This is a genomic window from Hungatella sp. L36, assembly GCF_014288035.1.
On record NZ_JACOPC010000002.1, the window covers coordinates 152,056 to 165,103 of the forward strand.

Annotated in this window: 11 protein-coding genes, 2 tRNA genes and 1 pseudogene; 10 read left to right on the forward strand and 4 right to left on the reverse strand. The window is 51.9% G+C overall.

Features of this window, described 5'->3' with window-relative positions:
* Positions 1–35 precede the first annotated feature (35 nt).
* Positions 36–230 (reverse strand): annotated as a pseudogene (locus H8S80_RS34760) (DUF6783 domain-containing protein); the annotation flags it as partial.
* On the opposite strand from H8S80_RS34760, the gene H8S80_RS06275 reads away from it, so the two are divergent.
* Positions 192–4,811, forward strand: a complete 4,620-nt coding sequence (locus tag H8S80_RS06275) for a PolC-type DNA polymerase III (protein ID WP_117632199.1) — start codon at positions 192–194, stop codon at positions 4,809–4,811. The pseudogene H8S80_RS34760 and the gene H8S80_RS06275 sit on opposite strands and share 39 nt — an antisense overlap.
* Before the next feature lie 140 nt (positions 4,812–4,951).
* On the opposite strand, the gene H8S80_RS06280 is transcribed toward H8S80_RS06275, so the two are convergent.
* Positions 4,952–5,845, reverse strand: coding sequence for a S66 peptidase family protein (locus H8S80_RS06280; RefSeq protein WP_117632200.1), 894 nt, complete (start codon positions 5,843–5,845; stop codon positions 4,952–4,954).
* Positions 5,846–6,088: 243 nt separating this feature from the next.
* Here H8S80_RS06280 and H8S80_RS06285 point away from each other — a divergent pair, with 243 nt between their 5' ends.
* From H8S80_RS06285 to H8S80_RS06325, 9 genes are all read left to right on the forward strand, one after another.
* Positions 6,089–8,347 (forward strand): heavy metal translocating P-type ATPase, encoded by a 2,259-nt coding sequence (locus tag H8S80_RS06285; protein WP_117632241.1) that lies wholly within the window; start codon positions 6,089–6,091, stop codon positions 8,345–8,347.
* A 24-nt stretch (positions 8,348–8,371) separates the two neighbouring features.
* Entirely contained in the window at positions 8,372–8,677 is a 306-nt protein-coding gene (locus tag H8S80_RS06290) for a metal-sensing transcriptional repressor (protein ID WP_055652616.1), read from the forward strand.
* A 43-nt stretch (positions 8,678–8,720) separates the two neighbouring features.
* Complete coding sequence (locus H8S80_RS06295; protein WP_002604292.1) at positions 8,721–8,915, forward strand: heavy-metal-associated domain-containing protein; 195 nt, start codon at positions 8,721–8,723, stop codon at positions 8,913–8,915.
* Between the two features lie 85 nt (positions 8,916–9,000).
* A tRNA-Pro gene (locus tag H8S80_RS06300) sits at positions 9,001–9,074 on the forward strand.
* Between the two features lie 26 nt (positions 9,075–9,100).
* A tRNA-Glu gene (locus H8S80_RS06305) sits at positions 9,101–9,172 on the forward strand.
* A 136-nt stretch (positions 9,173–9,308) separates the two neighbouring features.
* Entirely contained in the window at positions 9,309–10,196 is an 888-nt protein-coding gene (locus H8S80_RS06310) for an N-acetylmuramoyl-L-alanine amidase family protein (protein WP_117632202.1), read from the forward strand.
* A gap of 90 nt (positions 10,197–10,286) precedes the next feature.
* A complete protein-coding gene (locus H8S80_RS06315; RefSeq protein ID WP_110323411.1) occupies positions 10,287–11,564 on the forward strand; it encodes a Y-family DNA polymerase in 1,278 nt (425 codons plus the stop codon).
* 12 nt (positions 11,565–11,576) lie between these two features.
* The gene (locus H8S80_RS06320) at positions 11,577–11,894 is read left to right on the forward strand and encodes a hypothetical protein (protein WP_002604289.1); all 318 of its coding nucleotides are present in this window, start codon (positions 11,577–11,579) and stop codon (positions 11,892–11,894) included.
* A 66-nt stretch (positions 11,895–11,960) separates the two neighbouring features.
* The gene (locus H8S80_RS06325) at positions 11,961–12,377 is read left to right on the forward strand and encodes a bacteriohemerythrin (protein ID WP_002604288.1); all 417 of its coding nucleotides are present in this window, start codon (positions 11,961–11,963) and stop codon (positions 12,375–12,377) included.
* A 7-nt stretch (positions 12,378–12,384) separates the two neighbouring features.
* Here H8S80_RS06325 and H8S80_RS06330 read toward each other — a convergent pair whose 3' ends face one another.
* Positions 12,385–12,552 (reverse strand): hypothetical protein, encoded by a 168-nt coding sequence (locus tag H8S80_RS06330; RefSeq protein WP_002604287.1) that lies wholly within the window; start codon positions 12,550–12,552, stop codon positions 12,385–12,387.
* Between the two features lie 67 nt (positions 12,553–12,619).
* Positions 12,620–12,898 carry an acylphosphatase gene (locus H8S80_RS06335; RefSeq protein ID WP_117632204.1) on the reverse strand — a complete coding sequence of 93 codons (279 nt, stop codon included), beginning with the start codon at positions 12,896–12,898 and terminating at the stop codon, positions 12,620–12,622.
* Positions 12,899–13,048 lie beyond the last annotated feature (150 nt).

Genomic DNA, 13,048 nt, shown 5'->3' on the forward strand with positions numbered 1-13,048 from the left:
TTGCTTTCTGTCAGCTGTGCATTACACTTTGTGGGAGATTTGGTCCCGATGAAGGAGGCGTAGTGGGCTACGCTGACTGAATTGGGATCAAATATGCCGCGAAGTGTGATGTGCAGATGGCGGAAATGAATTTTCAGACACGCTCCAGGATAAGAGGAGATAATGTTTGGCAGAAAGCAACAGGTGATGGAATGACAAAAGCATTTTTGGATGTATTTCCAAATCTGAATATGACAGACGAACTGCGGGAGCTTTTAAATCTGGTGGAAGTTGAGAAGGTCACTTCCACCAGGGATAGAAGCTCTATTCGCGTTTATATCGTGAGCCCCAGACTGATCCATAAACAGAATATCTATGGGCTGGAGAAGGGCATTAAGGACCAGCTCTTCCCCTCTAAGCAGGTATCGATCAAGATTATCGAGAAGTTCCGCCTGTCTGACCAGTACACGCCGGAGAAGCTGCTGGATGTGTACCGGGACAGCATCCTGATGGAACTCAAAAACTACAGTATCATCGAATATAATATTTTCCGGAAGACAGAGTATGAATTTCCGGAGCCGGATCTGCTTAAGATGACGGTGGAAGACACCATTGTCACCCATGAAAAGGAAGCCGAGTTAAAACGCGTTCTGGAGAAGATTTTTTATGAGCGCTGCGGCCTCCCTGTTGAGGTGCGCTACGAGTACGTGGAGCCGAAGGAGAATGCGCTGGCGAAGCAGAAGGAGCTTCAGATGCAGCGCGAGGTGGAGGAGATCGTCAGCAGGACCTCTCTGGCCGCTGCCTTAAACGAGGAGCAGATGCTGTCGAAAACTGGGACAGAGGACGGATACGGCGGTCCTTCCATGGCGGATGGTGCATCTCTGGAGGCACTGGCGGCAGGATATTCCGCGGAAGTTCCCTTCGACGAGGGCCCGGCCCGGCAGGGAGCGGCGGAAAGCGGGGCAGGCGCTCCGGTTCTGCGTATGGGCGGTAAGAAGGACGAGAATAAGAAGGACGAAAATAAAAAAGACAGGAACGGGGATTACGGAAAGAAGGACCAGAAGAAAGAATATAAGGATTATAAGAAAAACGGCGGTTATGGCGGCTACGGAGGAAAACGTTCAGATAATCCGGACGTGCTCTATGGCCGTGATTTCGATGGAGAGACGATGGAGATCGAAAAGATCGACGGGGAGATCGGAGAGGTAACCATCCGCGGAAAGATTCTCATGGTGGACAGCCGGGAACTGCGGAGCGGAAAGACGATTATGATTTTCGATGTCTCTGACTTTACGGATACGATTACCGTGAAGATGTTCGCAAGGGAGGAACAGCTGGATGATCTGAAGGCTGCCGTTGTGGCGGGGACGTTTATTAAGATTAAGGGTGTGACGACCATCGACAAGTTCGACGGCGAGCTGACTCTGGGCTCTGTGGCAGGCATCAAGAAGTCAGAGGACTTCACCGGAAAACGGGTGGACGGAAGCCTGGAAAAACGGGTCGAGCTTCACTGTCATACGAAGATGAGCGATATGGACGGCGTTTCGGAGGTAAAGGATATCGTAAAGCGTGCAAAAAAGTGGGGTATGCCGGCCATCGCCGTCACAGACCACGGATGCGTGCAGTCCTTCCCGGATGCCAACCACGCTCTGGACAAGGGGGACACCTTCAAGATCCTCTATGGGGTGGAGGGGTATCTTGTCGACGACTTGAAGCTGCTGGTGGATAATCCGAAAGACCAGACATTTGCGGACTCCTTCGTGGTATTCGATATCGAGACCACAGGCTTCAGCCCGGAAAAGAACCGGATCATAGAGATCGGCGCCGTCAAGGTGGTGAATGGAGTCATTACGGACAAATTCAGCACCTTTGTAAATCCGGATGTACCGATTCCCTTCGAGATTGAGCAGCTGACCAGCATCAATGACAACATGGTGCTCCCATATCCGAAGATTGATGTAATTCTGCCGCAGTTTCTGGAATTCTGTCAGGGATCTGTTCTGGTGGCTCACAATGCCTCCTTCGACGTGAGCTTTATCAACCGCAACGCGGAGCTGCAGGGGCTTCCCTTTGAACCTACGGTTTTGGATACGGTGACTCTGGCGCGGTTCCTTCTGCCGAACCTAAACAGATTCAAGCTGGACACGGTCGCCAAGGCGCTGAATATCTCGCTGGCAAACCACCACCGCGCCGTGGATGACGCAGGATGTACGGCGGAGATCTTTGTCAGATTCGTCCAGATGCTGCGGGAGCGCGGCGTGGAGACGCTGATCGAGTTAAACAGCTTAAAGACGATGACTCCGGAGATGATCAAGAAGCTTCCGACCTATCACGTAATCATTATCGCAACCAACGATATCGGGCGTGTGAATCTCTATAAGCTGATCTCATGGTCCCACATCGACTACTATGCCCGAAGGCCCAGAATACCCAAGAGTCTGCTGAACCAGAACCGGGAGGGCTTAATCGTGGGATCGGCCTGTGAGGCGGGGGAACTGTATCAGGCCCTGCTTCGCGGCGGCTCCAACGCAGAGATCGCCAGGCTGGTCCGGTTCTATGATTATCTGGAGATCCAGCCTCTTGGAAACAACAGCTTCATGCTCCGTGATGAGAAGAGCAGCATAAATTCGGAGCAGGATTTAATCGACATCAACAAGAAAATTGTGCAACTGGGAGACCAGTTCGGAAAACCGGTCTGCGCCACCTGCGACGTTCACTTCCTGGATCCCGAGGACGAGGTATACCGCCGGATCATCATGGCGGGGCAGGGATTTAAGGACAGTGATGACCAGGCGCCGCTTTACCTGCGGACGACGGAGGAGATGCTGAAGGAATTCGAGTATCTGGGACCAAACAAGGCGGAAGAGGTCGTCATAAAGAATACGCGGAAGATCGCGGACATGTGCGAGCGAATCTCGCCGGTGCGCCCCGATAAATGCCCTCCGGTCATCGAAAACTCAGACGGGGATTTAAGGCAGATCTGTTACGACAGGGCCCACGTGATCTACGGTGACAACCTGCCGACGATCGTTACGGAGCGTCTGGAGAGGGAGTTAAACTCCATCATTTCCAACGGTTTCGCCGTTATGTACATCATTGCGCAGAAACTGGTGTGGAAGTCCAACGAGGACGGGTATCTCGTAGGTTCCCGTGGTTCGGTAGGATCGTCCTTTGTCGCGTACATGTCCGGTATCACGGAGGTTAACTCCCTGAGCCCGCATTATTACTGTACCAACTGCCATTATTACGATTTTGATTCGGAGGAAGTGAAGAAGTATTCCGGTATGGCCGGATGTGATATGCAGGATAAGGAGTGTCCGGTCTGCGGCCATCCGCTCACAAAGGATGGCTTTGATATCCCCTTTGAGACATTCCTGGGATTCAAGGGAGACAAGGAGCCTGATATCGACTTGAACTTCTCCGGCGAGTACCAGAGTAAGGCTCATGACTATACGGAGGTCATCTTCGGAAAAGGCCAGACCTTCCGCGCGGGAACCATCGGTACACTGGCGGATAAGACGGCTTACGGCTATGTGAAGAATTACTATGAGGAACACGGCGTACATAAACGAAACTGTGAGATTAACCGTATTGTCCAGGGATGCGTCGGGGTAAGAAGAACCACGGGACAGCATCCCGGCGGTATCATCGTGCTTCCTCACGGGGAGGAGATCTATTCCTTTACTCCAGTGCAGAGGCCGGCCAACGATATGACGACCATGACGGTCACCACCCATTTTGATTACCATTCCATCGATCATAACCTGCTGAAGCTCGATATACTCGGGCACGATGATCCGACCATGATAAGAATGCTTCAGGATTTAATCGGTTTTGATCCGGTTAAGGATATTCCGCTGGACAGCAGGGAGGTCATGTCCTTATTCCAGGATACATCGGCTCTGGGGATTACGCCGGATGATATCGGCGGATGTAAGCTGGGAGCGCTGGGCGTGCCGGAGTTCGGTACGGACTTCGCCATGCAGATGCTTATTGATACCCAGCCCAAGTATTTTTCTGACCTTGTGCGAATTGCCGGTCTGGCTCACGGTACCGACGTATGGCTGGGAAATGCCCAGACCTTGATTCAGGAGGGAAAGGCGACGATTCAGACCGCGATCTGTACCCGTGACGACATCATGATCTATCTCATTTCCATGGGGCTGGAGGAGGGACTCTCTTTTACCATCATGGAGAGTGTCCGAAAGGGAAAAGGCTTAAAGCCGGAGTGGGAAGAGGAGATGACAGGCCACGGCGTGCCGGACTGGTATATCTGGTCCTGTAAGAAGATCAAATACATGTTCCCGAAGGCCCATGCGGCCGCCTACGTTATGATGGCGTGGCGTATCGCTTACTGTAAGGTGTTTTATCCGCTGGCGTATTATGCGGCATTCTTCAGTATCCGAGCCAGCGGCTTCTCCTATGAGCTGATGTGCCAGGGACGCGATAAGCTGGAATATTACCTGGCTGACTACAGGAAGCGGATGGATACGCTGTCAAAGAAGGAACAGGATACGCTCCGCGATATGAGAATCGTTCAGGAGATGTACGCGAGAGGCTATGACTTTACGCCGATCGATATCTATCAGGCGAAGGCCCGCCATTTCCAGATCATCGGAGGCAAGCTGATGCCTTCCTTAAGCAGTATTGACGGACTTGGTGAAAAAGCGGCTGATGCCGTGGTTGATGCCGTGAAGGACGGCAGGTTCTTATCAAAGGAAGATTTCCGGAACAGGACGAAGGTCAGTAAGACGGTGTGCGATCTGATGGGAGATTTAGGACTGCTGGGCGAACTGCCGGAGTCTAATCAGCTGTCACTGTTTGATTTTTAAATTTTAATGGCAGCATAGCTATTATGTCATTCTGGGTTTTGTATTCTGGACTCAGAATACGGAGTGAAATAAATAAATAATCTGATTTGGCAATACAGCAAAAAGGCAGGTTCTGTGCAGACCTGCCTTTTTGCTGCCAATTATGAAGGGAGAAACCGCAGTGTCTTATTTTTCGTATCCAGCACAGCGCGGCAGCCAACTGGCAGGATGGCGTGATTTTTTCCGTGGCCGAAATCATCGCAGTACGCGACCGGGATGCTGTGTTTCCGGCCGAAACGTTCCAGCCTGCCAAGCAGCAGCTGCGATAAGGTGTCTGAATAGTTGCCGAACAGCAGCCCTGATACCTGATTTATGAAGGAACTCTGCTCAATATGGGACAGATACATGCTCACTGCAGCGACGGAACTAAATTTCTCGTGATCCTCCAGAAACAGGATATACTTCCGGTCTTTTTCTGTTTCCAGATAGCCGCTGTGCAGAGACAGGGCAAAATTTAAGGTATAGCCGCCGATTAAGGTGCCGCTGCAGATGCCGTCTTTCAGGGAATACCAGGTGCTGTTGCTGACGAAATGAACGGCATCCCGGCGAACCAGATGGGAGGAAAATTGTTCATAGGCGTAGGCGTCGATATCCTCGAATAGCCTGGGCGGCAGACCGTAATACGTGACCAGGCCTGTTTTCGTGTAAATCGCATTGAGAATAGAGGTACCGTCGCTGTGACTGGAAAACAGCTTTGGATTCCTCCTGATCGCTTCATAGTCGATATAGGGCAGCAGTTCAATACTGCCGTACCCGCCGCCGAATAAAACCAGTTTGACGTCTTTATCGGAAACCATCTCATTGAGATCATCGGCGCGCTCCGTCTCGCTTGCCGCGTAGCCGTACGTATGCCGGTATAAGCGGCTCCCCGTTTTCACCCGAAAGCCTTTCGCTTCGATCCCGGAGATGATTTTCGCGTAGTCGTCCGGAGTGACGGTATGGCTGGGGGAAATAATGCCGATGGTATCTCCCGGATTCAAGGGATTTGCCCACATAATCAATACCTGCTTTCTCATTTGTTTGTTTTGTAACGCTTTTGCTGAAACAAGACTGTCTAATTCTACCATGAACCTGCGGCTTCTTCAAGAAGCGCCGCGGAACCTGCCTTTTTATTTCCGAAGATTTCCAGCAAGATTTTCCTTTATTGAGAAATAATATTGACAGATACCATTGACAGGGATAAGAAATCATACTATAATGAATATACCCTATAGGGGTATATGAGAAAGGATGATCTTATGAGAACTGAAGTTTACGATATTGAAGGCATGTCCTGTGCAGCCTGCAGCAGTGCGGTGGAACGGGTCACGAGAAAACTGGAAGGTGTGGAGTCGAGTGACGTGAATCTGACGACGAACAAGATGACCATCACCTACGACGAGACGAAAGTCACTCCGGAGATGATTATGGGGAAGGTAGAGAAGGCCGGATTCGGCGCCTGCCCTCTGGCGGAGGAGAAAGATGTAAAGGCCCAGGAGGAGGAAAACTGGGGGAAGCAGGAGCAGCAGCGCGACACGATGAAGAGACGGCTGATCGTGGCCATCTGTTTTGCGGTTCCGCTTCTGTACATTTCCATGGGGCATATGCTCCCGTTTGAACTGCCGCTTCCGCATTTCCTCCATATGGAGGCAAATCCTTTTAACTATGCGCTGGCACAGCTGGTACTCACGGTTCCGGTGCTTATTGCGGGAAGGAAGTTTTACCTGGTAGGTTTAAGGGCGCTGTTTAAGGGCAATCCGAACATGGATTCCCTGGTGGCGATCGGCACCGGCAGTGCGTTTATCTACAGCCTCTGTATGACGGTTACGATACCGGTGAATCCGATGAACGCCCATCACCTCTATTACGAGTCGGCGGCCGTGGTCGTCACTCTCGTCATGCTGGGCAAATACATGGAGAGCAGAAGCAAGGGCAAGACCTCTGAAGCGATCAGAAAGCTGATGGAGCTGGCTCCGGACACCGCGATTCTCTATGAGGATGGTACGGAACGGGAAGTGGAAACGGCCAGTGTGAGAGTGGGACAGCATGTCCTTATCAAGCCGGGCAGCAGGATACCCCTGGACGGTATCGTGGCGGGCGGCAGCAGCAGCGTGGATGAGTCCATGCTGACAGGAGAGAGCATCCCTGTGGAGAAGCAGGAGGGCGACACCCTGATCGGCGGCAGCATGAATTACAACGGGGCCATGGAGATGGAGGTTACCCATACAGGCGGGGATACCACGCTTTCCAAGATCATTAAGATGATCGAGGACGCGCAGGGGAAAAAGGCGCCTATCTCCAAACTGGCAGACAAGGTTGCGGGATACTTCGTTCCGACGGTCATGGGAATCGCACTGGTTGCGGCGCTCCTCTGGTGGCTGTTTGGCGGCAAGGAGCTGTCTTTTGTCCTGACCATCTTTGTGGCGGTTCTGGTTATTGCCTGCCCGTGTGCGCTGGGACTGGCGACACCGACGGCGATCATGGTCGGAACCGGTCTGGGAGCCAGCCATGGAATCCTGATCAAGAGTGGTGAGGCGCTGGAGACCGCTCATAAGGTAGACACTGTCGTATTTGATAAGACGGGTACGATTACGGAAGGGAAGCCGAAGGTCACGGACATCGTGGTTCTGGATCAGACGGAGACCTCCGACGGTCTTCTTAAGCTGGCGGCCGGCTGTGAACAGATGTCGGAGCATCCGCTGGGGCAGGCCATCGTACTGAAGGCCAGAGAACAGGGGCTGGAGCTTGCCATGCCGGAGAAATTTGAGAGCGTGACGGGAGCGGGAATCATCGCATCCATCGGAACGAGCCAGGTGGCCGTGGGTAATGGAAGACTGGTGGAGCAGATGAAGGTATCCATGGGCGATCCCGTGAGAGAGCAGGCCCACCAGATGGCGAACCAGGGAAAGACACCGATGTATCTGATGGTGGATGGCACGTTAAAGGGCATTATCTGTGTAGCCGATACCATTAAGGAGACCAGCGTGGAGGCTGTGGACCAGTTAAAGAGTCTGGGAATCACGGTGTGTATGCTGACGGGAGACAATCAGAAGACAGCGGACTACATCGGCAGGCAGGCCCATATCGACACCGTAATCGCAGAAGTTCTGCCGGAAGACAAGGCCAACGTGGTGGAGTCTTTGCAGAAGCAGGGAAAGACCGTCATGATGGTTGGAGACGGAATCAACGACGCTCCGGCGCTTGTATCCGCGGATGTGGGAACGGCCATCGGTTCAGGAAGCGACATCGCTTTGGAATCCGGCGATATCGTCCTCATGAAATCCGATCTGCGCGACGTCTATAAGGCGGTAAAATTAAGCCGTCTCACGATTCGGAACATCAAACAGAATTTATTCTGGGCATTTTTCTATAACAGTCTGGGTATCCCTGTGGCCGCAGGTGTGTTATACTTATTTGGAGGCCCGCTGTTAAATCCGATGTTTGCCGGATTTGCCATGTCATTGAGTTCGGTCTGCGTGGTGAGCAACGCGCTTCGCTTAAAGACAGTAAAGCTGTAGGGGCATAAGGAATGGAGGTATGATATGGAGGAACGCACATGTGACTGTGCGGTGAAGCACAAGCATCGTCAGGCCGCGGAGGAAAAGGACTTACTGAACCGCTTAAACCGGATCGAAGGCCAGATCCGCGGCATCAAGAGCATGGTGGAAGACGAGCGGTACTGTGTGGACATCTTAACACAGGTATCCGCGGTTCAGGCGGCACTTAACAGCTTCAATAAGGTGCTGCTGTCGAGCCATATCAAGAGCTGTGTCGTGGAACAGATTCAGGACGGCAATTTAGAAGCGGTCGATGAGCTGTGTATGACGATACAGAAGGTTATGAAGTGATTGACCAACCGCAATTTATGAAAAAGAAAAGGAGATAAAGACTATGAAGACTTATCGCTGTGATGAAATGATGTGTAACGGATGTGTATCAAGAATCAACAAAGGGCTGGATCACGAGGGAATCGGCCACAAAGTGGATTTAGAGACCAAGACCGTGGTGATCGAGGAAGAGAAGGACTACGGAAAAGCAGTGGAAATTCTCGATGATCTGGGCTTTACGGCGGTGGAACAGCAGTAGAATTTTTCTTATATTTTAAAAAATTAAAAAAATTCCAAAATATAGTTGACAATCCATCATTTTTATATTATACTACCAAAGGTATCGAGGCGTGGCTCAGTTTGGTAGAGCGCTGCGTTCGGGACGCAGAGGTCGCAAGTTCGAATCTTGTCGCCTCGACGATTTTTGGTTAACATTCGATACGTGGCCTATTGGTCAAGCGGTCAAGACGCCGCCCTCTCACGGCGGAAACCCGAGTTCGATTCTCGGATAGGTCATAAAAAAGCTTTCGGAAAATAAATCCGGAAGCTTTTTTCGTTATCACACAAAATTATGGGTACGGGAGCCTGATGCAACACCTGTCCCAAAGTTTCATATCCTGTAGTATAAGCTTAAAAAGGAGTCAGCAGCGATATGAAGATATGTTTGGATGCGGGCCATCAGGGCCGGTATAACCAGAGCCCGGCAGACCATCGGTATTACGAGTCTGTCATGGTATGGAAACTGCACCTTCTGCAGAAAAAGTATTTGGAAGAGTATGGAATCGAAGTGATCACCACGAGGCGCCGGGAGGATGAGGACAAGGGTCTTTTCGCCAGAGGTGCGGAGTCGAAAGGATGCGATTTGTTCCTGTCCGACCATTCCAACGCGGTGGGAACCAGTGTGAACAATCAGGTGGACTATCCGGCCGCCTACTGCGTCATTAACGGAAGCGCGGATGGGATCGGAATGGCCCTCGCGCAGTGTGTGGAAAAGGTGATGAAGACGAAACAGCCTGCCAGAATTGAGCACAGAAGAGGGCAGAACGGGGATTATTACGGTGTGCTCCGGGGCGCGGCCTCCGTAGGGACTCCAGGGCTCATCCTGGAGCACTCCTTTCATACCAACGCGCAGATAGCCGCATGGCTCTTAAAGGAATCGAATCTGGACCGTCTGGCCAGGGCGGAAGCCGATGCCATCGCCCTGTATTACGGAATCACTGTGCAGGAAAAGAAATCCGGATGGCTGGAGGAGGACGGCGGGTGGCGGTTCTATCTCGGAGATTCGGGAAACTATGTGGCCGATGACTGGTACGAGGACGGCGATCAGTGGTACTGGTTTGACGGCGCGGGCATGATGGTGCACGATACCTGGAAGACCGGCTCTGACGGGATCTGGTATTACTTAAAGACCGACGGCGCCATGGCCAGAGACCAGTGGATCATCTGGAAGGGAGAGCTTTACCGGGCAAAGAAAGACGGCGCCATGTTCGAAGGGGAGCTGCATTTAAAAACCGATGAAAAAGGCGCTTTAAAGGAATAGAACGACGGTAGGGGAAGCTGTGACAGCTTCCTTTACTTTCCATTTACAATCGAACATATATTCGATACAATAGTATTGAGGTGATGATTGATGGAACGCACCATATTTCATGTGGATGTGAATTCGGCGTTTCTTTCCTGGGAAGCAGTCTACCGGATGAAGCATTTGGGCGGCCGACTGGATTTGAGGACGGTTTCCTCTGCGGTGGGAGGCGATGTGACGAGGCGTCACGGAATTATACTGGCAAAGTCCATTCCTGCCAGGGCATGCGGGATCAAGACGGGAGAGACTGTGTTTTCTGCCTTGAAAAAGTGCCCGGAGCTGGTATTGGTTCCGCCTAATTATAATCTCTATCAGAGATCCAGTGATGCACTGATCCGTCTCTTAAAGGAGTATACGCCGCTGGTGGAACAGTACAGTATCGACGAGGCTTATATGGATATGACGGAGAGCACGGCGCTGTTTGGACCGCCGGAGGTGGCCGCGGAGACGATAAGGGAGAGGATCTTACAGGAACTGGGGTTTACGGTGAACATCGGCGTGGCGCAGAATAAGCTTCTGGCAAAGATGGCCTCTGATTTTAAGAAGCCGAACCGGGTCCACACGCTGTGGAAGGAGCAGATTCCGGTGAAGATGTGGCCGCTTCCCGTGTCGGAGCTTTTCTTCATCGGGCGTGCGACCTACCGGAAGCTCAAGGGGATCGGAATCACCACGATCGGTGAGCTGGCACAGAGCGATCCGGATATTTTAAGGCGTCACCTGGGAAAACAGGGAGAGGTGATCTGGGGCTTTGCCAACGGCGTCGATCTATCTGCAGTGGAGGCGGAGGCTCCGCCCAATAAGGGATACGGCAATTCCACCACGGTGGCCTTTGACGTCTGTGACGCGGAAACGGCAAAACTGGTCCTCTTGTCCCTGGCGGAAACGCTGGGCGCCAGACTCAGGAAGGACGGTGTTAAAATCGGTGTGGTGGCGGTGGGAATCCGGGATTATCTGTTCGAATACCATTCTCATCAGATTTCGCTGGAAACGCCGACCAACATCACGAGGGAACTGTATGAGGCGGCATGCCGGGCATTTGACGAGGCGTGGGATAAGACGCCGGTCCGCCATCTGGGCATCCATACAAGTCACGTTTCCTCAGAGGAATCCAGGCAGATTGGGCTCTTCGACCGCATGGATTACGAAAAGCTGGAGAGAATGGATAAGGCAGTCGATGAAATCCGGAGGCGGTTCGGCAACGATGCTGTAAAACGCGCAGCTTTTCTCCCGGAGCATCCGGAGGGTGCCGCCGTACATGATCACATGGGCGGCGGAATCGCAAGGGAGAAGCGCACGGTGGATTACAGCAGACAGGAAGTTTTTTAAAGGAGTGGTGACATGTCGGCGTTCGGAATAGGGACAAATGCGGAAAGAGCGGACAGTGGGCTTCTGGCTGGCAGGCAGATCAAAATCGCGTGCAAGGCGTGGTTTACCAGTACCGGAGCGATCCAGCCCCTGTCCTTTAAGTTCGAAGGGGACGATGGGATGATGCAGACCGTAAACCATGTGGCAGTCCGTTTTGGAGAAGAAAAGTATTATTCCGGAATCCCTTCCATGGAATACGCCTGCCGGGCGGTGATCGGCGGGCTGACCCAGGAGTTTAAACTGATTTTTTATCCGGAAGAGGGAAGATGGGTCATGGTGCTTCCGGAATAGACGGAGCACCGGGAAAGTGCGCTTGAGGCGCATACGAGTAAAAATGATAAAAGGAGGAATGAAAGAATGAGCATTACATTTGACAGGAGTCTGGTGACGGGGAATGAGTTGATCGACACGCAGCACAGAGAACTGATCAGCCGGGTGAATAAACTGGCGGAGGAGTGCGTTCCGGGAACGGAAAAGAGAACCGCGGTGGGAACGCTCGATTTTTTGCTGGATTATACGGATTACCATTTTTCCGAGGAGGAAGCGCTCCAGAAAAAGAGCGGGTATCCGAAGCTTTCGGCCCACCACCGGGAGCATGAAAAATTTAAGCGGGCCGTGGAGGAACTGCGGATCATGCTGGAGGAAGAGGAAGGACCGAGTGAGGCCTTCGTGGAGGCTGTGAGAAAGAACGTGGAGGAGTGGCTTCAGAACCACATTATGTCCTGGGATAAAGAGGTGGCGGGATACGCGGAAAAAGAAACAGACGGTCTGTAAAGACCGCCTATTTCTTTTCCTTCAGCTCCCTGCGAATCCGGGGCTCAATCCCCCGGCGTTTCATCTCAGCCAGAATCGTCTGAAATTCATCGTCCGGTGCTGGTGGTACGGGATCGTCGCTTTCAGCGGCGTGGTCGAATAAATCTGCCAGTTCCTTTTCTCCTTTTTTATGCATTTCAATTCACCCCCATAAGGTAACTATACAACTTTATGGGAGAGGTGAAGCTGGAAAAATATGGAAGCTACCGCACGCGAAAACTGCTTTCCCGTTCCGTCGGAATCTGCTTTACCACACAGTCCGTAATATCGATAAAACTGTTTTGCTCCAGCCTTCGGAAAAGCTGGTTCATGTCTGCTTCATCACCCTGAAGCTCCATCTCGACACGGCCGTCATCCAGGTTCTGAACCCAGCCGGTCAGACCAAGATTCTGGGCGAGATAATAGGTCCTGTAGCGGAAGCCGACGCCCTGGACCCGGCCGCTTACCAGAATGTGTTTTCTGACGGGTTCTTTTTCCTTCATCTGATCACCTTTTATCCAATGCCAGTCATTTGGGGACGTTTTTACTGTTATTCATTATAACTTTTCACCCTAATTTTTGCAACTAATACATCAATTGTAACAGTTCTCGCTATTTACAATTTTTTCAAAAAAAGGGTTGATTTTTTTCCC